23 protein-coding genes and 1 tRNA gene are annotated in these 25,999 nt (G+C 60.2%); 8 read left to right on the top strand and 16 right to left on the bottom strand.

The genetic code is table 11. The features are described from left to right. Nucleotides 1–2 precede the first annotated feature (2 nt). Nucleotides 3–2,654, bottom strand: a complete 2,652-nt coding sequence (polA, locus tag HMPREF2896_RS09110; RefSeq protein WP_070644857.1) for a DNA polymerase I — start codon at nt 2,652–2,654, stop codon at nt 3–5. 91 nt (nt 2,655–2,745) lie between these two features. On the opposite strand from polA, the gene HMPREF2896_RS09105 reads away from it, so the two are divergent. From HMPREF2896_RS09105 to HMPREF2896_RS09080, 6 genes are all read left to right on the top strand, one after another. Then, nucleotides 2,746–2,819 (top strand) — tRNA-Leu (locus HMPREF2896_RS09105). A 67-nt stretch (nt 2,820–2,886) separates the two neighbouring features. Further along, a complete protein-coding gene (locus tag HMPREF2896_RS09100) occupies nt 2,887–3,162 on the top strand; it encodes a hypothetical protein (RefSeq protein ID WP_070446871.1) in 276 nt (91 codons plus the stop codon). Between the two features lie 136 nt (nt 3,163–3,298). Then, the gene (locus tag HMPREF2896_RS09095; protein ID WP_070446869.1) at nt 3,299–4,114 is read left to right on the top strand and encodes a DUF368 domain-containing protein; all 816 of its coding nucleotides are present in this window, start codon (nt 3,299–3,301) and stop codon (nt 4,112–4,114) included. 3 nt (nt 4,115–4,117) lie between these two features. Further along, nucleotides 4,118–4,999, top strand: coding sequence for an ABC transporter substrate-binding protein (locus HMPREF2896_RS09090; protein WP_070719239.1), 882 nt, complete (start codon nt 4,118–4,120; stop codon nt 4,997–4,999). After that, nucleotides 4,992–5,945 carry an amino acid ABC transporter permease gene (locus HMPREF2896_RS09085; protein ID WP_070446865.1) on the top strand — a complete coding sequence of 318 codons (954 nt, stop codon included), beginning with the start codon at nt 4,992–4,994 and terminating at the stop codon, nt 5,943–5,945. Before HMPREF2896_RS09090 ends, HMPREF2896_RS09085 begins: the two co-directional genes overlap by 8 nt. Then, on the top strand, nt 5,945–6,709 hold the full coding sequence (locus HMPREF2896_RS09080; RefSeq protein WP_070719236.1) for an amino acid ABC transporter ATP-binding protein: 765 nt from the start codon (nt 5,945–5,947) through the stop codon (nt 6,707–6,709). The genes HMPREF2896_RS09085 and HMPREF2896_RS09080 overlap by 1 nt, the downstream gene beginning before the upstream one ends. A 224-nt stretch (nt 6,710–6,933) precedes the next feature. On the opposite strand, the gene nusB is transcribed toward HMPREF2896_RS09080, so the two are convergent. The 15 genes from nusB to aspS all read right to left on the bottom strand — a co-directional run bounded on the left by nusB (nt 6,934) and on the right by aspS (nt 22,895). Continuing rightward, entirely contained in the window at nt 6,934–7,473 is a 540-nt protein-coding gene (nusB, locus tag HMPREF2896_RS09075) for a transcription antitermination factor NusB (protein WP_070719234.1), read from the bottom strand. A 1-nt stretch (nt 7,474) separates the two neighbouring features. Then, on the bottom strand, nt 7,475–8,038 hold the full coding sequence (gene efp / locus HMPREF2896_RS09070) for an elongation factor P (RefSeq protein ID WP_070446858.1): 564 nt from the start codon (nt 8,036–8,038) through the stop codon (nt 7,475–7,477). Nucleotides 8,039–8,132: 94 nt separating this feature from the next. After that, the gene (locus HMPREF2896_RS09065; RefSeq protein WP_070719231.1) at nt 8,133–9,224 is read right to left on the bottom strand and encodes a M24 family metallopeptidase; all 1,092 of its coding nucleotides are present in this window, start codon (nt 9,222–9,224) and stop codon (nt 8,133–8,135) included. Between the two features lie 42 nt (nt 9,225–9,266). Beyond that, the gene (gene aroQ, locus HMPREF2896_RS09060; protein ID WP_070446855.1) at nt 9,267–9,692 is read right to left on the bottom strand and encodes a type II 3-dehydroquinate dehydratase; all 426 of its coding nucleotides are present in this window, start codon (nt 9,690–9,692) and stop codon (nt 9,267–9,269) included. 18 nt (nt 9,693–9,710) lie between these two features. After that, on the bottom strand, nt 9,711–10,781 hold the full coding sequence (aroB, locus tag HMPREF2896_RS09055) for a 3-dehydroquinate synthase (RefSeq protein ID WP_070719230.1): 1,071 nt from the start codon (nt 10,779–10,781) through the stop codon (nt 9,711–9,713). Nucleotides 10,782–10,856: 75 nt separating this feature from the next. After that, nucleotides 10,857–11,366 (bottom strand): shikimate kinase, encoded by a 510-nt coding sequence (locus tag HMPREF2896_RS09050; protein ID WP_070446851.1) that lies wholly within the window; start codon nt 11,364–11,366, stop codon nt 10,857–10,859. Beyond that, complete coding sequence (aroC, locus tag HMPREF2896_RS09045; RefSeq protein ID WP_070719228.1) at nt 11,363–12,574, bottom strand: chorismate synthase; 1,212 nt, start codon at nt 12,572–12,574, stop codon at nt 11,363–11,365. Before aroC ends, HMPREF2896_RS09050 begins: the two co-directional genes overlap by 4 nt. Nucleotides 12,575–12,625: 51 nt before the next feature. Continuing rightward, nucleotides 12,626–13,018: a prepilin peptidase gene (locus tag HMPREF2896_RS09040; protein ID WP_070644867.1), complete on the bottom strand. Its 393-nt coding sequence runs from the start codon at nt 13,016–13,018 to the stop codon at nt 12,626–12,628. Nucleotides 13,019–13,077: 59 nt separating this feature from the next. After that, nucleotides 13,078–13,884 (bottom strand): shikimate dehydrogenase, encoded by an 807-nt coding sequence (locus HMPREF2896_RS09035; protein ID WP_070446846.1) that lies wholly within the window; start codon nt 13,882–13,884, stop codon nt 13,078–13,080. Nucleotides 13,885–13,888: 4 nt separating this feature from the next. Next, the gene (mltG, locus tag HMPREF2896_RS09030; RefSeq protein WP_070644989.1) at nt 13,889–15,064 is read right to left on the bottom strand and encodes an endolytic transglycosylase MltG; all 1,176 of its coding nucleotides are present in this window, start codon (nt 15,062–15,064) and stop codon (nt 13,889–13,891) included. Nucleotides 15,065–15,086: 22 nt separating this feature from the next. Further along, nucleotides 15,087–15,635, bottom strand: a complete 549-nt coding sequence (ruvX, locus tag HMPREF2896_RS09025) for a Holliday junction resolvase RuvX (RefSeq protein ID WP_070446844.1) — start codon at nt 15,633–15,635, stop codon at nt 15,087–15,089. Nucleotides 15,636–15,680: 45 nt separating this feature from the next. Beyond that, a complete protein-coding gene (gene alaS, locus HMPREF2896_RS09020) occupies nt 15,681–18,368 on the bottom strand; it encodes an alanine--tRNA ligase (RefSeq protein ID WP_070719226.1) in 2,688 nt (895 codons plus the stop codon). Between the two features lie 67 nt (nt 18,369–18,435). Then, nucleotides 18,436–19,791: a replication-associated recombination protein A gene (locus HMPREF2896_RS09015; protein WP_070719225.1), complete on the bottom strand. Its 1,356-nt coding sequence runs from the start codon at nt 19,789–19,791 to the stop codon at nt 18,436–18,438. After that, nucleotides 19,791–20,993 (bottom strand): phosphotransferase, encoded by a 1,203-nt coding sequence (locus HMPREF2896_RS09010; protein WP_070644991.1) that lies wholly within the window; start codon nt 20,991–20,993, stop codon nt 19,791–19,793. The genes HMPREF2896_RS09015 and HMPREF2896_RS09010 overlap by 1 nt, the downstream gene beginning before the upstream one ends. Nucleotides 20,994–21,074: 81 nt before the next feature. Continuing rightward, on the bottom strand, nt 21,075–22,895 hold the full coding sequence (gene aspS, locus HMPREF2896_RS09005) for an aspartate--tRNA ligase (protein WP_070719224.1): 1,821 nt from the start codon (nt 22,893–22,895) through the stop codon (nt 21,075–21,077). A 204-nt stretch (nt 22,896–23,099) separates the two neighbouring features. On the opposite strand from aspS, the gene HMPREF2896_RS09000 reads away from it, so the two are divergent. Both HMPREF2896_RS09000 and HMPREF2896_RS08995 read left to right on the top strand, forming a co-directional pair. After that, nucleotides 23,100–23,993 (top strand): KPN_02809 family neutral zinc metallopeptidase, encoded by an 894-nt coding sequence (locus tag HMPREF2896_RS09000; RefSeq protein ID WP_070446836.1) that lies wholly within the window; start codon nt 23,100–23,102, stop codon nt 23,991–23,993. A 314-nt stretch (nt 23,994–24,307) separates the two neighbouring features. Beyond that, nucleotides 24,308–25,918, top strand: a complete 1,611-nt coding sequence (locus tag HMPREF2896_RS08995) for an inorganic phosphate transporter (RefSeq protein WP_070719223.1) — start codon at nt 24,308–24,310, stop codon at nt 25,916–25,918. Nucleotides 25,919–25,999: the final 81 nt, after the last annotated feature.

The following is a 25,999-nucleotide window of genomic DNA, read 5'->3' as shown; positions in this document are numbered from 1 at the left end:
CCTTAGTGCGCTGCGGCATCCCAGTTTTTGCCCACACCAACGGAGACTTCAAGGGGCACAGTCAACTCGATAGCCTTGTCCATCTCTCGCTCCACGATGCGCTGGACGTCCTCCGCTTCGCCGGGAGCCACCTCCACGACGAGTTCATCGTGAACCTGGAGCAAGACGCGCGAGGCCAAACCTTCAAGCGCCTTGTCCACGCGAATCATGGCCACCTTGATAATGTCTGCTGCAGTTCCCTGAATCGGGGCGTTGAGCGCTGCGCGCTCGGCGTTCTCGCGAGCAACACGATTATCGGAGTTCAGCTCCGGTAGGTAGCGGCGGCGCCCGAAGACCGTGGAGGTGTAGCCGTCCTTTCGAGCTTGCACGACAACTTCGTCGAGGTAGCGCTTTACACCACCAAATCGCTCAAAGTAGCTCTCCATGATCTCCTTGGCTTCCCGTGCGGGGATGCCCAGCTGTTGCGACAAGCCAAATGCGGATAGCCCATAGACCAAGCCATAGGACATGGCCTTGACTCGGCGGCGCAGCTCTGGGGTGACCTCATCGACAGGAACATCGAAGACCTTGGAACCAACGTAGTTATGGAGGTCCTCACCCTCCCGGTAGGCCTCAATAAGCCCAGGGTCGGCAGAGAGGTGCGCCATGACTCGCATCTCAATCTGCGAGTAATCGGCCGTAATCAAGGTTTCGAAGTCTTCACCGACCACGAAGGCCGAGCGGATCTGGCGACCAGCCTCCGTGCGCACCGGGATGTTCTGCAGATTCGGCTCGGTCGAGGATAGGCGGCCGGTTGAAGTCACCGTCTGGTTAAACGTGGTGTGAATGCGGCCATCCGGCTGAATGGTCTTGATGAGCCCCTCCAGCGTCGTCTTCATTTTCTGGTATTCGCGGTGCGCCAGCAGGTGATCCAGGAAGGGGTGCGGATGGGTAGCGGCCAGCTGCTCAATTTCCTTAGCTGCGGTCGAATAACCTGTCTTAGTCTTCTTCGTCTTCGGCATATCGAAAGTATCGAAGAGCACCGCCTGCAGCTGCTTCGGGGAATTCAGGTTAAGAGAATCATCACCAGCCAACTCGCGGGCGGCGCGTTCCTGCTCATTGACCTGCTCAATGAAAGCATCACGCTGCGTTTCCAAGACATCGCGGTCAACTGCAATACCAGCGGCCTCCATCTGGGCCAGGATGGTCACGAGCGGCAACTCAAGGTCCGTATACAACTCGAAGGAATCAATCTCTTGGAGTTGACTAGTCAGTTCTGCCGCCAGCTCCATGATGGCGCCGGCCTGTTCTACAAGTTGATTGTCATCCAAGAGGGAAAGCTGCTCCGTGGCCACCCCCAAGGACTTCTGCAGATGGCGCTGGTACACGTCCGTCAACGCATACGTGCGCTGACCTGGGCGCAGGAGGTAGGCCGCCAGGGCTGTGTCATGGGCAATTCCACGTAGTTCAATCCCTCGCCCCGCCAGCATGTGCCAAGTAGCCTTTGCCTCGTGCACATACTTCGGCGCATCTGATGACAACCACGCGGCCAGGGCGGCGTCATCTTCTGCATCCAGGTCCGCCAATTCAATCTGGAGTCCTTCAAAAGCTGAATCGACCAGTGCTAGCGCTGCCGCATCTCCTGCACCTGGGGTTCCGTCACCCTGCACGAATACCGCGACATGCTTTTTACCTTCGAGCCACTTAGCCAGCGGCGTGTCCACCACGGTCACCGATACATCCGGCGTTTCCTCCGCCGCGGCAGCTTCGGCGGCGGCATCGTGCGGGACGGCGTTGAGGACCCGCTCGCGCAGGTTGGTGCCAAATTCCAACTCGTCGAAGCGAGCCGCGACCTCGCTAGCGACCGCTCCCTTGAATTCCAGGTCTGCCGGTCCAACCTCCAGGTCCATGTCCGTCACCATTTGGGTGAGCTTCCGGTTGAGCTTGACCTGTTCAATGCGGTCGCGGAAGTTCTGGCCCGCCACTCCCTTGATTTCCTCGGCATGCTCGATGAGGCCATCGAGGGAACCATACTGGGTAATCCATTTCGTGGCGGTCTTCTCCCCCACTTTCGGAACGGAAGGCAAGTTATCGGAAGGATCTCCGCGCAGGGCTGCGAAATCCGGGTACTGCTCGGGGCTCAGGCCGTACTTCTCCTTCACCGCCTCCGGTGTGAAGCGATGCAGCTTGGACACCCCGCGCATGGGATAAAGGACGGTCGTGGAGTCGTCGACAAGCTGCAAATAGTCGCGGTCACCGGTAACCAGGAAAGTCTCATAGTCCGCGCCCGCCTGTGTGGACAACGTGGCCACGATGTCATCGGCCTCGAAATTCTCGCGCGAGAGCGTGGTAATTCCCAACGTTTCCAGCACGTCACGAATGAGCTCAACCTGGCCGCGAAACTCTTCGGGGGCGGCCTCTCGTTGCGCCTTGTACTCGGGGAACATGTCGGTACGGAAGGTCTTGCGGCCCACGTCGAAGGCTACAGCGACGAAGTCCGGCTTCTCCTCGGCGAGGATATTCGCCAGCATGGACAGGAAGCCGTATACCGCGTTCGTGTGCTGGCCACCCGAGGTGGAAAAGTTCTCCGCGGGCAGTGCATAAAATGCGCGAAAGGCCATGGAGTGGCCGTCAATGAGCAAGAGTCGGGGCTGAGAAGTAGTCACCCGGCCCATCCTAACGTGTTGCACGGAGCGGCACCGTTGAGGGCCGTAGGCAGGCAATTAGGTTCACATTGGTCGGCTGCGCTACTATCGTTGCTTGTGCGCCCCTGTAGCCCAATTGGCAGAGGCAACGGATTCAAAACCCGTGTAGTGTGAGTTCGAGTCTCACCAGGGGCACAATTCCACCCCGCAACAGACCCTGTTGTGGGGTGTTAGCGTTTTCAACCGAAAGGAATCCGTTACCATGCGTCGCACTATCATCGCTGTGAGCACCGCCGTTGCCCTCACCTTGGGTGGTACCACCGTGGCTACTGCCGCAGATTCGAGTGCCGACAAGGAGGTTTCCTCCAAGGTGGAAGGCTCCTCCTACTACCAGGAGCTGCGTAAGTCTGCGGCGTCCTCGGACGATCCGCAGCTCAACACTTTCTACACCGTGCTTCTCGACGGCCTCGTAGGCCTCGCTGCCTTCGCCATCCTGGGTTCGATCTACGGCGAGGTGGCCAAGCGCTTGCCGATGTAGGCAACGTATAACCTTCTATGGGCTGAATAGTTTGCATAAGCCCTTCGCGGAGTGAGAGAATAAGGAGTCATCTGCCCATTCCTCTCCTTCGGCACGGCATCCCCACCGAGGAGACTGTCAACGTTACTTTCGGTTTATGCACTATATTCTTAACGCCATTTGCGGCGCCCTCATTGGCATGGCCGAGTTGGTCCCCGGTATTTCCGGAGGCACCGTGGCGCTCATCGTAGGCATCTATGAACGCGCTTTGCACAACGCCAATGATCTCATTTCCGGCCGTTTCAAAAAGGTTGAGTGGGGCTTCCTCCTCTCAGTCGCCGCCGGCATGTTCCTTGCCGTCTTCGGTTTTTCCACGCTGCTCCACAACTTTGTGGAAGGACAAGTGTCCTTGTCCCGCGCATTGTTCCTCGGCATGGTCGCCGTGTCCATCATCGTTCCAATAAGCATGATGTCGCGGTTTACGCCCGCGTCCATCGCCGCATTCATCATCGCCACCGTCGCGATCTTCTTCGTTACCGGCTTTACTTCAACTCCTGTCGAAGACCCCAGCCTGATTGTGGTGTTCTTGGCGGCCATGGTGGCCGTCTGCGCGCTCGTTCTCCCCGGCGTATCGGGCTCACTCATCTTGCTGACGATGGGCCTCTACCAGCCTGTCATTGGCGCGGTCTCTGACCGGAACATGACCATCGTGGGCGTCTTCGCCCTCGGCGCGCTGTGCGGCCTTGTCGCGTTCGTCAAGGTTTTGAATTACCTACTCGATACCCACCGCGATCCGACCTTGGCCGCCATGGCCGGCTTTATGCTGGGCTCGCTTCGCGCATTGTGGCCGTGGGGCGCAGACCAGGATGCTTCCACACCGCTTATCCTGCTTATGTTCGCGCTCGGCGGCATCATCGTCGCTATTTTCATCGCCGTGGATAGGCGCAAAGCCGCAAGTTATCAAGAGAGTTAAAGCATGAATAAGAAGAAGGCCATCGTGGGCGCTGTCGGAGCGCTGGCCTCCGTTGCCCTCTCCGGCTGCGTCACCAACGAGGAGCCAGCGCTGCCAGAGGGCTGGTCCGCGCCCAACGTGGACGAAGTTCCCGAGATTGCCGCGATGTATCAGGACACCGATGGTGTCCTCACCGTCGGCACGAACCCACCGTTCGCGCCGTTCGAGTTCAAGGACTCCGACGGCTCGATCATCGGCTTGGAAATGGACCTAGCCAATGCAGTCGCCCAAGTATTGGGGCTCAAGTTCCAGCCAGTGGAACAAGACTTCTCCATGATCTTGCCGGCGGTTCAGTCGGGACAGATTGATCTCGGCGGTTCCGGGTTCACCGATACCGATGAGCGCCGGGAAAACTTCGATTTCGTCGACATCCTCTACGCCGGCATCCAGTGGGCAGAACTCACCGACGGCCCCCACAAGGTCGATCCATCGAATCCCTGTGGCCTTACCGTCGCGGTGCAGCGCACGACGGTGTCGGAGACCGACGATCTGCGTCCCAAGCAGGAAGCCTGCGATGGTAACTTGACCATCCTGCCCTATGACACAAGCGATAACGCCGCCCTTGCGGTTTTGATGGGCCGCGCGGACGCCCTCTCTGCGGATTCACCAGTCTCCGCATGGGCTGTCAACCGCTCAGATGGACGTATGTCCATGGTCGGCAAGATGTTCGACGCCGCACCCTACGGCTTCGCCGTGCCAAAGGATTCAGACCTCGGCCCTGCCGTGGCGGCGGCACTCCAGCATCTCATCGATACCGGGGCATACGCTGAAATTCTCGATAAATGGGGTGTTGACGACGGACTCGTCGAACACGCAATGATTAACGAAAGGCCGATCAATGACTAACTCCTCTCTCCCGGCAGCGTCGAATTCATCGGCTTCGACTGCCCCAGAAAAGATCGAAGCCCGCCCACTGCGTCACCCCTGGCGCTGGGTATTCGCCACTGTCCTCGCTCTGCTTGCCGTATGGTTCATCATCTCCTCGGCACGCAACGAAGCCTTCGGGTGGGGCACGTATTTCCAGTATCTTTTCGATACTCGGATTGCCACCGCTGCCCTGCACACCATTGCCATTACGATTCTGGCAATGATCATCGGCGTCGTAGGCGGCGCTGCCCTCGCGGTGATGCGCATGTCCCCTAACCCTGTGCTAGGTGGCGTGTCGTGGGTCTTCCTCTGGCTCTTCCGTGGCACCCCAATCTACGTGCAGCTCGTCTTCTGGGGTCTACTTTCAGCCCTCTACCAATCCATCAACCTTGGATTCACAGAGATTTCCCTCACCGAGGTACTCAATAACGCATTCCTCTTGTCCGTCTTAGGCTTAGGCTTGAACGAAGCCGCATACATGGCGGAGATTGTTCGCTCCGGTATCTCTTCTGTTCCGGAGGGCCAGAAGGAAGCCAGCAAGGCCCTGGGAATGGGATGGTGGATGACCATGCGCCGCACTGTGCTCCCGCAGGCCATGCGCATCATCATCCCGCCGACCGGCAACGAGTTTATTTCACTGCTCAAGACTTCTTCACTTGTGGTTGCTATTCCCTACACGGCGGAGATTTTTGGCCGCGCCACGGACATTTCGGCTGCGCTCTTCGAGCCCATCCCCCTGCTTATGGTCGCGGCGACGTGGTATTTGGCCATCACCTCTCTGCTCATGGTGGGCCAGTACTTCTTAGAGCGCCGCTTTGAGCGCGGCGCCACCCGCGAGCTCACCGGCCGCCAGTTGGCCGCGCTGGCGGATGCCGAAGGAACCATTCCCCGCAACGTCTCTGTCATCCCGGAGGTAAAGAACTAATGCCGACACCCATGATTTCCGCACAAAATGTGCACAAGTCCTTCGGCCAACTTGAGGTTCTCAAAGGCATCGACCTCACCGTCATGCCGGGTGAGGTCACGTGCCTTCTGGGGCCCTCCGGTTCTGGTAAGTCCACCTTCCTGCGCTGCTGTAATCACCTGGAGAAGGTCACGGCCGGCCGCCTCTACATCGACGGCGAACTGATTGGTTTCCGCGAGCGCAACGGCGTGCTCTATGAAATCTCCGAGAAAGAAGCCGCCGCCCAGCGCCAAGATATCGGCATGGTTTTTCAGCAATTCAATCTTTTTAGCCACCGCACCGTGCTGGAAAACATGATCGAGGCCCCCATCCAGGTAAAGAAGCAGAACCCGGAGCAGGCAAAGAAAAAGGCCATGGAGCTGCTGGAAAAGGTTGGCCTCGCGCACAAGGCGGACGCCTACCCAGTCCAGCTCTCTGGTGGTCAGCAGCAACGCGTCGCCATTGCTCGCGCGGTTGCGATGGACCCGAAGCTCATGCTTTTCGACGAGCCCACCTCCGCCCTCGACCCCGAGCTCGTCGGTGAGGTGCTCCGCGTGATGAAGGAACTTGCCGCCGATGGCATGACCATGCTCGTTGTCACCCACGAGATGGGCTTTGCCCGGGAGGTCGCCGACACCATCGTTTTCATGGACGGCGGCAGCGTCATCGAAACCGGCACCCCACAGCAGGTCTTGGACAATCCTCAGCACCAGCGCACGAAGGATTTCCTCTCTTCGCTGCTCTAGCGCACTGCACTGCAACCACCGACGCACGCGCGGCACCACCGCCGCAACTGCCCTTGTTGCCAAAGTTTCTCGCCCTCACCTCAAGATCTGGCCAGATCTTTGGCAACAAGGGCAGTTTTCTATTTGAACCCGTCCAAGACAAAACTCCGGCCAGTCCGCAAAGCTAACTGGCCGGAGTTTTTCTGGAAAGGGCTGGCGAAACAATTAACGCCAGCGGTGGGTCCCTATTCGGTGTCCCCTTCCGTTTCCGCAGTCTCAGCGGGCTCTGCGGGCTCTGCGGGCTCCTCGGCAGAGGACGAGGCCATCGGGCTATCCGCAGACTGTGATTGGATGACGTCATCCAGCACCGCATGGATATAAGGCGCGGCCTTGTCATTGGAGTATTCGGAAGCAAGCTCCACGCCTTCAACGAGCGCGGTAGCGTTCGGAACATCCGCGTTGAAGAGGATTTCCCATACCGATACTCGCATGATCGCGCGGTCAACGGCGGGAATGCGTTCGAGCGACCACTCGCTGGAGAGGTAACGAGCAATCGCATCGTCAATGGCGTCCAGCTCTTCAGCTGCTCCGCTGACAATTTCGCGGGTGTAGTCCGCGATCGGCGCCACGCCGTTTTCCGGGTCGCGAGCAAGCTCGACGCGGTCTTCCACGATGGCTACCGGATCAACGTCGCGTGATTCTGCTTCGAAGAGAATATCCGCAGCTCGGCGGCGCGCGCGGTAGCGCGCGGTGTGCCGCTTATAGTTAGGCTCTGGTCGGGTCATCTTAGTTGTTGACGCGGGAGAGGTACTCGCCAGTGCGGGTATCGATCTTGAGGGTGTTACCGGTCTCGATGAACAGCGGCACCTGGATCTCGGCACCGGTCTCGAGTGTCGCCGGCTTGGTGCCGCCGTTGGAGCGGTCACCCTGCAGACCTGGCTCGGTGTGCTCAACTTTCAGGTCAACGGAGATCGGAAGCTCACCGAACAGAGCGTCGCCGTCGTGGAAGGAGACCTGGACACGCATGTTTTCCAAGAGGAACTTGCCGGCGTCGCCGAACTTATCAAACGGCAGCTCGTACTGCTCGTAGGTCTTATCATCCATGACCACGTAGTTCTGGCCATCGTTGTACAGGTAGGTCATGTCGCGGCGGTCAACGTTGGCGGTCTCCACCTTCACACCAGCGTTAAAGGTCTTGTCGGTGACCTTGCCAGAGACCACATCCTTGAGCTTGGTGCGCACGAATGCAGGACCCTTGCCAGGCTTGACGTGCTGGAATTCAACGATCTGCTGCAGCTTGTTGTCGATCTTCAGAACGAGGCCGTTCTTGAAATCAGTGGTATCTGCCATGAAATGACTCTCCCAAATAACTTGTAGTCGAAACTATGAAAACAGTGTCTAAGCATACCGTACGCGGCTGCTGCACGGTACGAAGGGGTGCTGGCTACAGCACCTGAAGTTCCTTCGGATAGGCCGTGATGATCTTTGGTGCCCCTGAGGTAATAAACAGGCTGTCCTCGATCCGCACGCCGCCCTTACCAGGAACGTAGATGCCCGGCTCAATGGTCAGCGTCATCCCTTCGGCGAGCTCGCCCTTGCCGGTTTTCGCTGCGGAGGGCCCTTCGTGCACGTCGAGGCCGATTCCGTGGCCAGTCGAGTGAACGAAGTACTCGCCATAGCCGGCCTCAGTGATGATGTCACGGCAGGCCGCGTCGACGTCGACAAGCTTGGCACCTGGCACCGCTGCCTTCACACCTGCCTCCTGGGCGCGCAGGACAATGTCGTAGATTTCACGGGCAAACTCAGTGACCTCACCGATAGCGAAGGTGCGTGTGCAGTCGGAGTTAAAGCCGCGCAGGTGGGCACCGAAGTCGATCGTAACCAAATCCCCCTTGCGCAACTCGCGGTCATCCGCACCGTGGTGGGGCTTAGCGGAGTTTTCACCGGAAGCCACAATGGTGTCAAAGCTCACGCGCTCCGAGCCGAGCATGCGCATGCGGTATTCCAAATCGGCAGCGACTTGGCGTTCCGTGCGCCCAGCGGCGACCTCCCCAGCCTCTACGAGATCGGTGAGCGCCTGGTTGGCCAAGGCCGCTATCTCTTCGAGCTTCTGCAGCTCAACGTTATCCTTGACCAGGCGAATCTTCTCAATCACGCCGGTGACCGGTACCAGAGTCACGCCCTCCGGCTTTGCTTTCTCCAGACGCTGCAGTTGTGCGACAGTGACGTAGTCGGCTTCATAGCCCACCCGCAGATCTTGAGAAACCTGCCCCAGCAAGTGCGGGCCTACATCGCGACCAAGGCTGGCTTCGATGTCCGGAACTTCTTCCGCGATCTGCGTGGTGTAGCGACCGTCCGTTGCCATGAGCGCGGAGAGGTCCTTGCGCAACAGCAGTCCACCATTCGATCCCGAAAAGCCGGTCAAGTAACGCACGTGCGTCAGGTGGGTAACGATAATGGCGTCAATGCGCTGACCAGTCAGCTCAGTCATGAGCTTGCGGCGGCGGTTGCCATAACGAGTATCGGCTAATGCCATGAGAGAACCACTCCAATCAATTCAAGCGATACTCCATGATAGCTAATCTGCCAGGAAGTACCCCAGTGCCGCGACATATCCATAAGAGCCGAGGCCCGCGATAACACCGCGAGCGATGGGGCTCAGGTAAGAGTGCTGCCGAAATGCTTCCCGCGCATGCACATTGGATAGGTGCACCTCGACGAATCCGGGGCCATCGGCTACCTCCGCCAGGGCATCACGCAGTGCCACCGAGGTATGTGTAAAACCGCCCGGGTTGATGATGACAGGCCAGCCTTCGTCGGCAGCGCGATGCACCTGTTCAATGAGTTCGCCCTCGTGGTTGGATTGGAAGAAGACGATCTCTTCCTCCCCCGCCGCCGCGCGGACGCGAGTCTCTATATCCTCCAAAGTTTCGCTGCCATAGATTTCTGGCTGGCGCTTGCCCAAGCGGTTCAGATTCGGGCCGTTGAGGACGAGAATGGTCATGGCGAACTCCTTAAATTCCTATACGGTCAGCTGCGCGTAGGCTGCGCGCAGCTCCTCATCAGTGGCGTCTTCCAAGCGCGTGGTTTCCCCGATCCCGGTGAGCGCTACAAAGCGGATGTGGCCGCCGCGGTTCTTCTTGTCATGGCGCATTGCATCCAGCAGCTCCTCGAAATGGTCCTGCTCATAAGTGGTCGGCAGCCCAATCCTGGTCAAGATGTCGCGGTGCGTGGCCACGAGGTTGGCATCGATAAGCCCGCGCGCGTGGGATAGGTGGGCAATGAACATCATGCCCACCGCTACCGCGCGGCCGTGTCGCCACGAGTAGTTCTCGCGACGCTCCACGGCGTGGCCAAAGGTGTGGCCGTAATTGAGAGTCTCGCGCAGCCCGGATTCCTTCAAGTCCTGACCCACCACGTGGGCCTTGACCGCAATAGAACGCTCGATGAGCTCCGGCAGCAGGCCGTCGGGCTCAAGGCATGTGGCGGGATCCTTCAGGTAGTGCTCAATGATCTGCGGGTCATGGATGAAGCCAGTCTTGATAATCTCTGCAGAACCGGCGACGATTTCCTCGGCTGGCAGCGTGCGCAAATGCTCCACATCAACAAAGACTGAGTCCGGCTCATGGAAAGCCCCAACCAGGTTCTTTCCCGCGGCTGTGTTGATGCCGGTTTTGCCGCCCACGGCGGCATCCACCATGGCGAGCAACGTCGTCGGCGCCTGAATCACCGGGATGCCGCGCATCCACGTCGCCGCAGCAAACCCAGCCAGGTCAGTTACCGCACCGCCGCCTAGGCCAATGACGGCATCGCGGCGGCTAAAACCTACTTCTCCGAAGATATCCCACAAGCGGGCGAGCACGTCGATCTGTTTGGCGGCTTCGGCATCGGGGACCGCAACTGCGGTGGCCTCAATCCCCTGTACGCGAGCCTGTTTAACTAAGTCTTGGGCAGCCTGCGCGAGCGGCGGTTGGTGGATGATTGCCACCTTAGCCGCCCCAATCGCCGCGGCGCGCTCAATCATGGCGGTACTCAGGCCACTGCCAAGAGTGACCTCATAAGGCGATGGTCCATTAACAGCAATGGTGTGCATGGGTGGTGCTCCTTCGGCTGGGGTGGCAGGGTTCGTGAGGCGTCGACACGTAGCGGGTAAAGAAGTTTCGTCGTCCTAGAGGGTTTCGAGGAAGCTCAAGATGTCACCCACCACCTGCTGCGGGGAGCGCACACCAGTGCGCACCTTTAAGTCAGCGACCTCGCTGTAGAGGGGTCGGCGCGTTTCCAAAAGTTGGGTGTAGTGCGCCAGCGGGTCCGCAGACTCCAGCACGGGACGGTTGCTGTCCCCCAGCGTGCGGGTTACGCCTTCTTCGGGGGTGATATCAAGGAATACAACAGTCAGGCCATCGAGCAGGGCGCGTGTAGATTCGGTCAGCACTGCCCCGCCGCCTAGACTCACCACGCCAGTAGTGGCGAGTGCCTCGCGCACCGCTTCGGCTTCGACCTCACGGAATGCTGGTTCACCCAGCTCAGAGAAAATCTCGCCGCAAGCCTTGCCGTAGCGGGCCTCGATGAGGGCATCAGAGTCAACAACCTCGCAGTTCAGCGCGCGCGAGAGGCGCCGGCCAATGGTGGTCTTTCCGGAGCCAGGAGGCCCTACGAGAACGACGTGCGGGGAATTCATGCCTCACCCCAATCCAAGCGGCTAGCCACGTAATCCTGGTAGGCAGCAATGTTTCGCTTGGTCTCGGCTAAGCTATCGCCACCAAATTTCTCCAACACGGCACGCGCAAGGACGAGAGCCACCATGGCTTCGGCCACCACGCCAGCCGCTGGAACTGCACAGACATCAGAACGCTGATGGATGGCAGTGGCTGGCCCACCCGTAACCATATCAACGGTCTTCAGGGCGCGCGGGACGGTAGAAATCGGCTTCATCGCCGCACGCAAACGCAGCGTCTGGCCATTAGTCATGCCGCCTTCCAGGCCACCAGCCCGGTTACTCTCCCGGTCCACTCCCTCATCGGTGCGCACCATTTCATCGTGGGCCTCGCTTCCGCGACGGCGCGCCTCAGCGAAGCCGTCGCCTACTTCAACGCCCTTGATCGCCTGAATCCCCATCAAGGCGGCGGCGAGCTGCGCGTCGAGACGGTCCTCCCCCGAGGTATGGGAGCCTAAACCAATCGGCAGGCCCTCCACGATGACCTCTACAATGCCGCCGAGGGTATCGCCCTGCTTCTTGGCGGTCTCGATTTCTGAGATCATCGATTCCTCTGCGGCCTTATCGCAGGCACGAACCGGAGAGGCGTCGATGGCCTCAAGGTCCGCAAAGCTAGGGTGCGGGCCCTCATAAGGTTCTGAGGCACCAATGGAGATGACGTGGGACAGCACCTCGACTCCCAGGGTTTCGCGAAGGAAGTTGCGGGCAACGGTGGCCGCGGCGACGCGGGCAGCGGTCTCGCGTGCGGAGGAACGCTCCAGAATGGGACGGGCCTCCGCGTGATCAAACTTCACCATGCCGGCGAAATCGGCGTGCCCAGGGCGTGGACGAGTGAGCGGAGCACCGCGACCGGAAGCCATCGCCTTAGCAGTCTCCGGGTCATCGAGATCTAGCGCATCCGGGGACATGATGGTGGTCCACTTTGGCCACTCCGTGTTGCCAATCATGATAGCGATGGGGCTACCCAGGGTAAGGCCGTGGCGAATGCCACTGAGCAGAGTGAGATCATCAGCTTCAAACTTCATGCGGGCGCCGCGGCCGTAGCCGAGGCGGCGGCGAGAGAGCTGGAGAGCAATATCGTCTTGGGAAACGGGAACCCCGGCCGGCATGTGCTCAATGAGTGCAACGAGTGCCTGGCCGTGAGATTCACCTGCGGTAGTCCAACGAAGCATGCGGACTATTATCACACGCCAAGGGTTCCTTCGGGGCCACTAGGCCTGCTATCACACCATGTCGGGGCTAAATAACACAACAAGTCCTGCGGCAATCAACATCCCGGGTCCATGCGCGGGTGTCCTATCCCTGGTTATATAGCCCCAGAGCACCGTGCTCAGCGACGCCCCCATCATCGCCAGCGCAACCCCCGGTACGCCCGCCACGTGTGCGGTCACCATTCCCAGCGGCAGCGCCAGTTTGAGGTCTCCCCCGCCGATGCTTCCGGCGCGGCTTAGCAACGCCGCCACCACGTAGATACCCGGCCACAGCAGCCCGGCCACGCTGAACCAGCACAGCGATAAGGCTGCGGCAGGCAGAGTCAGATAGTTAGGCAGGCGTTTGAAACGCAGGTCATAAATAATTAAAGCGCACCCCCACGCCAAGAAAAGCAGTTCCCCCATGGTCCCGCAGCCTACCGCGTGGGCGGACAAGACGCACGCACCAAGCTGTGGGGACTTGCTTAGGGCAGCTTGAGCGCCTTGTTGAGCGCCGCCAGCATCTCTGCCCGCGGGGCAGTATGCCCGGTAAACTGCTCAAATTGCGAATAAGCCTGATTAGCCAGCATGATGTGCCCGCCGACGGCCCGGTAGCCATCAGCGGCCGCATGCACAGTGAGCGGAGTAGGCCACGGATCATAAATAACGTCAAAAACCGGAGCCTTGGCCAGCTGCGTCAGGTATCCCTCCAACGCAGCAGAGGGCACGGTGGAGACAAGGAGATCTACTGCTCTCGCAAGGCCTGCTAGATCATCCTCGAAGGTTGCCGCATGGAGTGTGAGACCGAGGGCGTCAGCGAGCGGACGCAGCTCAGCTAAACGGTCGGAGCGATTCAACACGGTAACGTCCTTCACGCCACGCTGAGCCAGCCCCCACAGGACCGGCCGCGCGGTTCCGCCGGCGCCGATGAGCAGCGCCGAAGACGGCTGGGAAGAGCCCAAAAGCTCATCGAGCGCGCCCAGCACGCCTTCGGTATCCGTGTTATCCGCGCGCCACCCTTCCGGGGTGCGTACCAAGGTGTTCGCGGAGCCAATGAGCTCAGCTCGCTCGCTGACGATATCGGCACAAGCAAGGGCATCAAATTTGAGCGGCATGGTGACGGAGAAACCGCAGTACTCCTCGCCTACTTCGGCGAGGAAGGCCGGCAAGTCCGTCACCTCATGCTTGGTATAGTCCCACTCCTTCAGGGTCAGGGCCTCATACCCAGCGTTATGCAGGACTGGTGAGAGCGAGTGGGCAATGGGGCTGCCCACGACTGCGGCGCGCGGCATTGGTTTACTGCTCCTCGGCTGGCGGCGCACCTTCGGCCTCGCGCTGGCTGTCCAGGATGCCAGAGCGCACCGCATCATCGACGTTGGCAAGGTGCTCATCGTAGTTATCGGTAAACACGGTGGTGCCCTTGTCATCGACGGTGACGAAGAAGAGCCAGTTTCCTTCCGCCGGGTTCTCCATGGCCTGGATAGCTTCCTCCGAAGGCGAGGCAATCGGCGAATCAGGCAGACCGTCCTTGGCGTAGGTATTCCATGGCGTCTCGCGGTGGCGGTCCTCATCGGTGGTGGCCAGCTCCACGTCCTCGAGGCCATAGTTCACGGTGGAGTCCAACTCGAGGCGCATCGGTTCATCGAGGCGGTTGAGGATCACTCGAGCAACCTTGTCGAATTCACCGGCCGGGGACTCGCGTTCCACCAATGAAGCGGCAGTTAGAAGCTCATAGGGCTTCAGACCAATTGCTTGGGCGCGGTCAACGATGTTGGTGTCGTTGTACTTCTTCGTAGAGCGGGTGATCAGGTCCGTCAGAATCTCCTGGGCATCCATGTTCGGATCCAGCACGTACTGGCCCGGGGCAATCAGCCCCTCAAGGCGCTTCGGGTCCTCGCCTCGTGCGCGAATCTCTTCCAGGGCCCACTCCGGTGCGCCCAGCTCAGCTGGGTCCACGGTGGCCGCAATCTTCTCGAGCTCTTCAGCGGAGACGCAGCCGCCTTCCTTGCACGAGACCTGGGAAATCAAGGAGTAAATGCCGTAGCGAACATCACCGCCAAGCACGTTGACGTCGAGCAGCGTGGCACCGCCTTGGACGTCGAGGAGGTCCACCATATTGGCTTCATCGAGCAGCGCTTCGACAGCGGCCTTCGCGCTCATCTCCTCCTGGAGACGGTAAAAGCCGGGTTTGATTTGGCTTGCGCGTGGGTTGGAGTTGGCCGCTGAGGAGAAAGCTTCGGATGTCTTCACCACGTTCTTTTCTGCCAGCTCGGGTGCTAATTCACCCATGGAGGAGCCTTCTGGGACCTGAACAAGCTGTGTGACACCGTTGCCTTGCCCCTCGTAGTCCAAGGTACTGCCCCCTCCCAGAAGGCGGAAGCCGATGTAGCCGAGTCCGCCAATGATAAGGACCAAGCTTGCGATGAGCACGGCCATGCCGCGCTGACGGCGCTTGACATATTGAGGTTCCATCGAGCGTCCGATGCGTGAAGGTTTACGGCTCACGTACTTCGTCTCCTACGTTTGAAGGGCTGTGGCCGTGCAACGCGAAATGGCGCGCATCCAGCCAGGACTGCAAAATTTCCACCGCGGCAGCTTGGTCAATGACCGAGCGACCACGCTTCTCTGACACGCCAGAGGCCCGCAAAGCAGAGGTTGCCACCACCGTAGTGAGGCGCTCATCCACCATGCGTACGGGCGGAGGTTCTTTCATCCTGTCATCTTTTGCCAAGCGGCGGCGGATACGAAACGCGATTTCCTTGGCATGTTTAACACTTGATGAGCCGTTGCCTTTGAGATCACGCGGCAGGCCAACGGCCACCTCGACGGCGTCATACTCATGGATCAGCTCGAGCAAACGGTCAATATCGCCCTTGTCGCGGTCCTTAAACCCGGTCTCACGCCGGACGGTTTCGACCGGCATGGCCAAGCGCGCGTCTCGGTCAGATACCGCCACGCCGATGCGGACGGTACCGACGTCGAGGCCCAAACGGCGCCCCGGGCCGGGATCGTCGACGCCTGGTTTGTCAGGCTCTACGGCCATCGTGCTCCTCCTGATTCTGCGACTCAGCTATTTGCATGCACCTTACTAGTGCTGACCGAGCTCGTCGCGTACAGCATTGAAGGCCGCCTGCAGGCCGTCCGCGTTCGCGCCCGAGCCCTGGGCCATGTCCGGCTTTCCGCCGCCCTTGCCGTCGACATAGCCAGAAATAACCTTGACCAAGTCACCAGCCTTGACACCGCGCTCGACTGCAGGCTTAGTGGCGCCAACGATGAACGGGAGCTTGCCGCCCTCGTTCTCCGATGCCAGGACAACCACACCGGCGGCATCACCGAGACGGTTCTTGATATCAGAAGCCAGTGTGCGCAAGTCTCCACCGTTGACCCCCTTAGGCAGCTTGACAGCCACGAGGGTGAAATCGTTGACGGTCTTCGCAGTAGAGATCATCTCCGCGGTCTGGGACATGAGCTGGGCCTTGTGAAGCTCGGCGATTTGCTTCTCTGCGGCCTTGAGCTTCTCCGTCAGCTGCGCGATGCGCTCCGGCAGGTCCTCAGTCTGGACCTTGAGCTCACGAGAGACCCCCTCGACGAGGGCGGTCTCCTTCGAGTAGTAGCGGAATGCATCCAGGCCCGAATAAGCCTCGATGCGGCGCGCGCCCGAACCCACGGAGGATTCGCCGAGGACAGATACCGGGCCGATCTCTGCAGTGTTCTTCACGTGCGTACCACCGCAGAGCTCGATGGAGAAGGGGCCGCCCATCTCCACGACGCGGACCTCAGAACCGTAGTTCTCACCAAAGAGGGCCATCGCCCCCATCTCCTTGGCCTTCTCCAAGGAGGTCTCGATGGTATTGACCGGGAAGTGCTGGTCCACCGCCTGGTTGGTCACCAAAGCGATCTCATCGAGCTGCTCCTGCGTGAGCTGGTCGGTGTAGTTGAAATCAAAGCGCAGGTAGCCCGGACGGTTCAAGGAACCAGCCTGGACTGCGGTCGGGCCCAGCACCTGGCGCAGCGCGGCGTGGATAAGGTGCGTTGCGGAGTGCGCCTGCACGGCGCCGTGGCGCCACTGCTGGTCAACTGCGGCGGTCACGCCATTGCCCAGCTCAAGGCCACCGGCGGTCACCGTGGCCTTGTGAACCCACAACTTCTTGCCAATCTTCTGAACATCCTTGACCTCCAGCAGGGTCTCGCCCGCGATAATGCGGCCGCGGTCGGCGGTCTGGCCACCGGCTTCGGCGTAGAGCGGCGACTGGTCCAAGATAACCTCGACCGTGTCCCCTGCCTGGACCTCGGAGACCTTCTCGCCATCGCGCACAAGACCGATGACCTTGGCGTCCGACTCCAAGGTCTCGTAGCCCGTGAACAGCGTCGGGTGGTTATCCACCCACTCGCGGTACAGAGACAGATCAGCATGACCATGCTTCTTGGCTTGGTTATCAGCCTTGGCGCGGCGGCGCTGCTCGCCCATGGCGGCGTCGAAGCCTTCCATGTCTACGGTCAAACCGACTTCCTGCGCCATTTCCAGGGTCAAGTCGATGGGGAAACCATAGGTATCGTGCAGCTCGAAGGCCTTTTCACCGGACAGGACTTTCGGGGTAGCTGCGCGGGAGGTGCTCTTCAGCTCGGTCACGGCTTCGTCGAAAAGCTTGGTACCCGATTCCAAGGTCTTGAGGAAGGCCTTCTCCTCTGCCACGGCAACGCGCAGAATACGCTCGCGGTTTTCTGCGATCTCCGGGTAGGACGGCGTCATGGTGTCCATGATGGTGTTCATGAAGCGCTCCATGGTCTCGCCTTTCGCGCCCAACAACTTGGCGGAGCGAATGATGCGACGAAGCAGGCGACGCAGGATGTAGCCGCGGCCCTCGTTACCGGGGGTAACGCCATCCAAGATGAGCATCATGCCGGTACGCGAGTGGTCCGCCACCACGCGGAAACGGATCAGGTCTTCCTTCGGCGCATCCGGAACGTACTTCGCACCGGTGAGCTCTTCGGCTACGTCGATGACTGGGCGCAACAGGTCCGTTTCGTACACATTGTCCACGTCCTGCAGGATGCAGGCGACGCGCTCGATGCCCATGCCGGTATCGATGTTCTTCTTGGGCAGCTCGCCCACGATCTCAAAGTTGCCCTTGCCAATGCCTTCGCCGCGCTCGTTCTGCATGAAGACCAGGTTCCAGATCTCCATGTAGCGATTATCGTCCGCGACGGGACCACCGTCCTGGCCATATTCCGGGCCACGGTCATAGTAGATCTCGGAGCACGGTCCGCACGGGCCAGGAATGCCCATGGACCAGTAATTATCCTCCATGCCGAGGCGCTGAATGCGCTCGCGGGGAACACCGATTTTGTTGTGCCAGATATCGGCTGCTTCATCGTCATCGAGGTAGACCGTGACCCACAAACGCTCGGGGTCAAGCCCCAAGCCACCATCCTCTACCGAGTTCGTCAACAGGTTCCAGGCGTGGGTAATGGCCCCCTCCTTGAAGTACTGGCCAAAGGAGAAGTTGCCTGCCATCTGGAAGAAGGTGTTGTGGCGGGTGGTAATGCCTACTTCCTCGATATCCAGGGTGCGCACGCACTTCTGGATAGAGGTCGCCGTACCGTTAGCAAAAGGCGGGTTCTGCTGGCCCAAGAAGTAGGGCTTGAAGGGAACCATGCCGGCGTTGACGAAGAGCAGGTTCGGGTCATCCAGGATCAGCGATGCGCTGGGCACGGCCTCGTGGCCGGCCTTGACGAAGTGCTGGGTAAAGCGTTCCCGGATCTCATGAGTCTTCACGAGCAAAAGTCCTTCACTGTTGAATGGTTTCTAGTCAGCGCTCAACTTTACCCGTCCGGTGCTCTGCTTAGCGACGCCGCCCCCGGATGATGCCCCGCAACCTCCCCAGGTACTCGCGCACCCGTTTTTCCGCGCCGTGGTCGGTGGGCTGATAATACTCGACATCGGTGAGCGTCTCCGGTAAATACTGCTGGGCTAGCACACCGCGTGGATCATCATGCGGGTACCGGTAGCCGACGGCGTTTCCCAAGCGCTTGGCACCCTCGTAGTGGCCGTCGCGCAGGTGCGGCGGGACGTGCCCGCTCTTACCGGCCTGGACATCGGCTTGGGCAGCGTTGATGGCACTAATAACGGAATTCGACTTCGGCGCCGTGGCCAGGTGGATCGTGGCCTGCGCCAGCGGGATGCGCGCCTCGGGCAGGCCAATCAGGGCCGCAGCCTCCGCCGCGGCCACGGCGGTGGGCAAAGCGGTGGGATCCGCCATCCCAACGTCCTCGGAGGCATGCACGATGAGCCGGCGCGCTATGAAGCGCGGGTCTTCGCCGGCCTCAATCATGCGGGCAAGGTAGTGCAACGCGGCGTCCACGTCGGAGCCGCGGATGGACTTAATAAAGGCGGAGACAACATCATAGTGCTGGTCCCCGTCACGGTCATAGCGCACGACCGCGCGGTTGACGTTGTCTTTGAGAATGTCGACGGTGAGCTCGCCGCCATCCGGCACCGCTTCGGCGGCCGCCTCGAGATAGGTCAGCGTCCGTCGAGCATCACCGCCGGCGAGCAGCACCAGCTGATCCAAAGCGTCTTCCGTGGCAGTGATTCGCCCCGCCAAACCGCGCTCACTTCTCAGCGCCCGCTCCGCGAGGCTGCGGAGGGAGACATCGTCAAGCGGCTCCAAGTGCAGCAACAGCGAACGCGAAAGCAGCGGCGCTACCACAGAAAACGAAGGATTCTCGGTGGTCGCGGCCACGAGAAGGACAGTGCGGTTCTCCACGGCCGCCAGCAACGCATCCTGCTGGGTTTTGGAGAAGCGGTGTACCTCATCGATGAAGAGCACCGTGCGGCGACCTTCGATGAGTTCGCGACGCGCATGAGTGATCACTTCGCGGACTTGCTTAACACCAGAGTCCAGGGCAGAAAGCCCAATGAAGTTATCCCCCAAGGAGGAAGCGATCAGGGAGGCGAGCGTTGTCTTTCCGGTTCCCGGCGGGCCGTACAGGATGACCGAGGCTTCCCCCGAGCCCTCCACCAGCCGGCGCAACGGGGTCCCCGGCTCCAGTAGGTGCTTCTGCCCCACCACTTCATCGAGGCTCTGCGGCCGCAAGCGCGCGGCAAGGGGTGAGCCTGAATGAGTTGCAAACATATCGGGGCCACCCGGCAGGCTGGGCGCTGACTGGTCATCGCCGAAGAGTGACTCCTGCCCCATCAGGACTCCCGGAGACGGGAAGCAACTGCGCGGCCAAATGCGGCCACCACGGAGCATCCATCATTCTTGCACTGCGCGGCAAACCGCGACAGCGCCTCGAAAGTTTCATAAAGATCACGGCGGATGAGAGCCTCATCCTCGGTGAACGGCCCCTGGTCGGAACGGCGAAGCAACGAGCGATGCGGGTCACGATAAATCTCGGCGTTGCCCTCCGCCAGGGCTACAACGCCTTCGATCCCGCCGGCATACATGGTGGTCACGCTCGACAGGGCCCAGCCTATGAGGCAGGCCACCAGCAATTCATGCAGCGTCTTCTCATCAGCAAACTGGGGCCACACATCGACGATGCGGCGCTGCCAGGCTTGGATGAAGATTTCCGCTTCGCTATCAGTAATCGGCCGTGAGAACAGGAATTGTGGGAAGCCTGCAACAACGCAGGCCACGTCAAAGCCAACGTTACGGAAACCAGCCCATTCATAATCCAGGAAGGTTAACGCTGTCCCCACGATGATGTTGTCTGGGGACAGATCGAAGGGGGTAAAGGCGCGGTTGCGGCCAGAACTAAAGCTCTGCATGGCGGTGCGAGCCAATTCGCGAACGTGTTTCGGCGGTTCCAGTCCGGCCTCATTGAGAATGTCAGCGCCGATCATGATGGAGCTCTTCAGCGAATCATCACGCAGCGCCTGGTGCTCAGCGTATTCGGGATGCCGGCGCAGCTGACGGTTCAGCAGGGCCTCGTAATCCTCCTCGCGCCCTGCGGTTCCTGCGTGCATCTTGCCCAGCGCGCTGCCCAGGGATCGGAGCAGCTCGACGCGGTCTTCATCGCTGCTGTGGGCGAGGGCATCCGCCAAGGTGTCGCCATCGCCCGCGTCGGTGAGCACGAGGATGCGCTTTTCCACATCGTGCGCAAGAAGGACTGGGCCTGGGCGGACCTCTTCAGACAGCGCTGTGGTGAATTGATAGGCCACCACTTCACGCAGGAGTGCGGCGTCATCAATAGTGTGTCCGGTGACCGGGTTGTACTTGATGACGACCGACCGATGTGGAAAGAAGGCACTTGGTGTCGTGCGGGCACGAAGCACCACAGCATTGCCCGAGCCGGTGAGCTGTTGAATGTCACTCAGCTCAGGCTCGCCGCCATAGCGGCGGGAAATCATCAGCGATGCTTCCGCCACCACGGCATCAGCCGCAGAACTGTCCATGGACTCGTGTCCCATCGAATTCACTTGCTTGCCTGCCTCCACTTGTCGTAGGCCCAACTACCTTACCGGCGCTGCGCGGTCTTAAGACTCCTTCCCAGCCTTTTCACCCTGTGCAGCCTTAGCCGCCTTTTCCGGCTTGAAGTCCACGCCGGTCTCCTTGCGCTGCTCAGCGGGGATGGTGCCCGGAGCATCGGTCAGAGGATCAACGCCGCCGCCCGACTTCGGGAAGGCAATGACGTCGCGGATGGAATCGAATCCGCCCAGCAGGGAGACAATGCGGTCCCAACCGAAAGCAATGCCGCCATGCGGCGGGGCACCGAACTGGAAAGCGTCGAGCAGGAAGCCGAACTTCTCCTGCGCTTCCTCTTCACCAATGCCCATGACATCGAAGACGCGCTTCTGCACATCCTGGTCGTGGATACGGATGGAGCCGCCGCCAATCTCGTTGCCGTTGCAGACGATGTCATAGGCGTAGGCCAAGGCCTCTCCCGGATTCTCATCAAAGTTATCCAGGTACTCCGGCTTCGGCGAGGTAAAGGCGTGGTGGACAGCCGTCCACTTGGAGTGACCCAGAGCCACATCACCCGAAGCGGTGGCATCGGCGGCCGGCTCGAAGAGCGGTGCGTCCACGACCCAGGTGAAGGCCCAGTCGCCGTCCTTGATAAGGTCCAGCTTCTTTGCGATCTCACCGCGCGCAGCGCCCAGCAAAGCACGGGAAGACTTTGCGTCACCGGCGGCGAAGAAGATGGCGTCGCCCGGCTTAGCACCGACGTGCTCGGCAATGCCCTCGCGCTCGGCGTCAGTAATGTTTTTGGCCACTGGGCCGCCCAGGGTGCCGTCCTCGGCGATGGTGATATAAGCCAGGCCCTTCGCACCGCGCTGCTTTGCCCATTCCTGCCACGCATCGAACTGGCGGCGCGGCTGGGAGGCTCCGCCTTCCATGACGACAGCACCGACGTATTCGTTCTGGAAGACACGGAAGGTGGTGTCCTTGAAGAAGTCGGTGCACTCCACGATCTTGATGTCGAAGCGCAGATCCGGCTTGTCAGATCCGTAGTACTTCATGGCATCGGCGTAGGTCATGCGCGGGATGGGCGTCTTAATCTCGTAGCCGATCAGCTTCCAGAGAGCGGATACAATCTCTTCCGCTAGTGCAATAACATCGTCCTGGTCTACGAAGGACATTTCGACGTCGAGCTGCGTAAATTCAGGCTGGCGGTCCGCGCGGAAGTCCTCATCGCGGTAGCAGCGAGCAATCTGGTAGTAGCGCTCCATGCCGGCCACCATGAGCAGCTGCTTAAAAAGCTGCGGAGACTGCGGGAGTGCGTACCAGCTGCCCGGCTTGAGGCGGGCGGGCACGAGGAAGTCACGAGCGCCCTCCGGGGTGGAACGGGTCAGGGTCGGGGTTTCAATCTCAGTAAAGTCGTGGTTGTCCAGAACTTCGCGGGCGGCGCGGTTAGCGGCGGAGCGCAGGCGCAGAGCCTCGTGCTGACGCTCGCGGCGCAGGTCCAAGTAACGGTACTTCAGACGGGTCTCTTCACCGACTTCACCGGAAGAAGACGGATCATCAATCTGGAACGGCAGCGCTGCGGACTTGTTGAGCACCTCCAGGTCCGAGACGTTAACCTCAATCTCACCAGATGCCAGGTTTGCGTTAGCCGAACCTTCCGGGCGCGGCTCCACTACGCCGGTAACCTTGACGCAGTATTCAGAACGCAGATCGTGGGCGCGCTCAGCTACCTCAGATTCGCGGAAAACCACCTGGGCAACGCCAGAGCGGTCACGCAGATCAATGAAGATAACACCGCCATGGTCGCGACGGCGAGCGACCCAACCCGTCAGGGTGACGGTCTCCCCTGCCATCTCCTTGCGCAGTTCGCCTGCCAAATGTGTACGCAGCACTCTCGTTCAATCCCTTCTCATTGTTGACGCTCGCACCCACACACGCCACGCGTAGACAGCACGCGCCGAGGGATGCAAGTACTTGAACGGCCCAAGTCTACCGCCCACACCGGACTTGCACAGCGCTAGGGTGAGCACCGTGTGCTTAACAGCAGTCCACTTATCGAGCAGACAGCACCTACGGCTTGTGGCAAAATCTCTGGCATGACTTTTAAATCTGGCGCCAATTTTGATGGTAAGCGAGCTAGCTCCGGCGGTGGAGGCCGCGGCGGCATGATCGCTACCGGCGGCGGCATTGGCTCTCTCCTTCTCATTGGTCTCTATCTACTCCTCGGCGGCGATCCCGGCGCCATCACCGAAAGCGATCCCCAGACCGACCAGACCCAGGTGGGACCAGAGGAAAGCGGCGAAGACGCATTTGCGCACTGCCAAACTGCCGAGGACGGCAATAAGTACGACGATTGCCGCGTCATGTTCGCCGCCCAGTCCGTCGACAAGGTCTGGGCCCAGCAGTTGCCGGATCAGGCAGGCATCGAGTACGTCGAGCCGGGCCGCGTCATCTTCAACAACACCACCATGTCGGGCTGCGGCCAGGCTTCAGGCGCTACGGGCCCGTTCTACTGCCCAGCGGATGAGTCGGCCTACTTCGACACCGCCTTCTTTGATCAGCTCCGCAATTTCGGCGGCGAGAATGCTCCTCTGGCCCAGATGTACATCGTGGCCCACGAGTTTGGCCACCACATTCAAAAACTGGAAGGCACGCTCAGCTTGTCCAACTACAACGAGCCCGGCGAGGATTCCAACGCTGTGAAGATTGAGCTGCAAGCTGATTGCTATGCCGGCCTCTGGGCGCACTACGCCGATGAGGGCGAAGACGCTTTGCTCGAAACGATTACTGAACAACAAGTAACCGATGCCGTGAACACCGCTCGTGCTGTAGGCGATGACAACATCCAGCGCCGCTCGGGCGGCGAAGTACGCCCGGACATGTGGACGCACGGCTCCTCCGAGGACCGCGCTCAGGCCTTCCTCGCTGGATATAACACCGGCAAGATGGAACAGTGCGATACCTTGGGCCGAGGCGTCTATAAGTCTTAATACTGCGCTTAAAAGTACTAGTGCGGCCGATGAAAGGTCGCACCACCCCCAAATGTGCCAGAAAAGTGCAGATTAAATTCAAATACATGAAGTGTTTACCTGCCGGCAATCTTGATGCTTTACCCTGATCAAGTTCCCGCCGGATTGTGGTGGGATCCGCTCTGTCTTTAAAAGCATAAAAGAACCGTGCGTGATGCCATCACCCTGCACCGCGACAGGCACATTATCCCCTGCTTTCACGGCGCATTCGCCCTGCCTGTGGCAGCCCGCGCTTCCTCATCACGCAGCGTTCTCTTCATGAAAGGAACGACGTTTTGAGCACCGCCACGCCGACGATGCCTGACCTCGAATCGATGAATGGCAAGAACAAGGACTGGATTTGGCACTTGTTCTTCGGCGCCATCACCGCTGTCACGCTGATCTTCTTCATCATTTGGAGCAACGGAGAAGTTGCTGAGGGGGCTAATCGCGTAGTCCTGATTACAGCGATCATCTTCGCCCTATTCATGGCCTTCAACATTGGCGGCAATGACGTCGCCAACTCCTTCGGCACCTCCGTGGGTGCAGGAACCTTGTCGATGAAGCAAGCCCTCGCGGTCGCTGCGGTCTTCGAGGTATCCGGCGCCATCCTCGCTGGCGGTGAGGTGACGGATACCGTCCGTTCCGGCATCGTGGACCTTGATGCAATTGACGGTCTAGACCCGATGGAGTTCGTCTACATCATGATGGCATCGCTCCTAGGCGCTGCCATCTGGCTACTCGTCGCCACCCGCATGGGCTGGCCGGTTTCTACGACCCACTCCATCGTCGGCGGTATCGTCGGCGCTGCACTGACCGTCGGCTTCATCACCGGCAAGGGCGGCATGGACATGGTGCAGTGGGGCGGCATTGGCACCATCGCTTTCTCCTGGGTCCTTTCCCCTGTTCTTGGTGGTGTTGCCGCCTTCCTTCTCTTCAAGTGGATCAAGACTTCCATCTTGGTGTACAACGACGCTGCGGACGAGCGCCTGCGTGAGATCAAGGTTCGCCGTGCCGCGCTGCGCAAGGAGCACAAGACCCGCTTCGAGCGCATGAACGAGCTGCAGCAGATTTCCTACACCAACGCCATGGCTCGTGACGCTGCTCTCACAGCGGAAGGTGATTATGACCCAGAGGCTCTCGAGTCCGACTACTACCGGGACTTGCATAACCTCAACAAGGATCTTGAGGACATCAATGCACACCGCGCCCTGGAGAACTGGGTCCCGCTGCTGGCCGCTTTGGGCGCCATCATTATTTCCGCGATGATGCTCTTCAAGGGGTTGAAGAACACCGGCGTTGACTTCTCCACCCTGGAGAACTTCCTGGTTATGGGCATGGTAGGCGCCGTGGTCTGGATGGCTGTGTTTATCTTCGCCCGCTCCCTGAAGAAGAAGTCCCTGTCACGCTCGACCTTCCTTCTCTTCTCGTGGATGCAGGTCTTTACTGCTTCGGCCTTCGCATTCTCGCATGGCTCGAACGATATCGCTAACGCTATTGGCCCCTTCGCCGCCGTCTTCGACGTCCTGCGGACGAACCAGATTTCCGATGAAGTCACTGTCCCTCTCCCGGTCATGGTGGCCATGGGTATCGCCCTGATTTCTGGCCTCTGGTTCATCGGCCGCTTCGTTATCCAGACGGTCGGTTCGGGCCTGACTCAGATGCACCCCTCCTCCGGTTTCGCCGCTGAACTGGCCGCCGCTGCCGTCGTCATGGCAGCGTCCCTCCTGGGCCTGCCAGTCTCCTCGACCCACATCCTTATCGGCGCTGTCCTTGGCGTCGGCATTGTAAACCACGCCGCCAACTGGAAGCTGATGAAGCCGATCGCCCTCGCGTGGGTTATCACCCTCCCGGCAGCGGCAGCCATCGCAGCCGTGACGGTTTCTATCCTGCGCGTCGCCTTCTAAAGCTTCAGCGCATCACACGCGCACAGCACATAGTGCCCTATCGCCGCGAGTGCCCCAACAACCGGGGTCCTCGCGGTGATT

It is taken from the genome of Corynebacterium sp. HMSC069E04 (assembly GCF_001813175.1).
Lineage (GTDB): Bacteria > Actinomycetota > Actinomycetes > Mycobacteriales > Mycobacteriaceae > Corynebacterium > Corynebacterium aurimucosum.
This window is presented reverse-complemented; position numbering and strand designations above follow the sequence as displayed.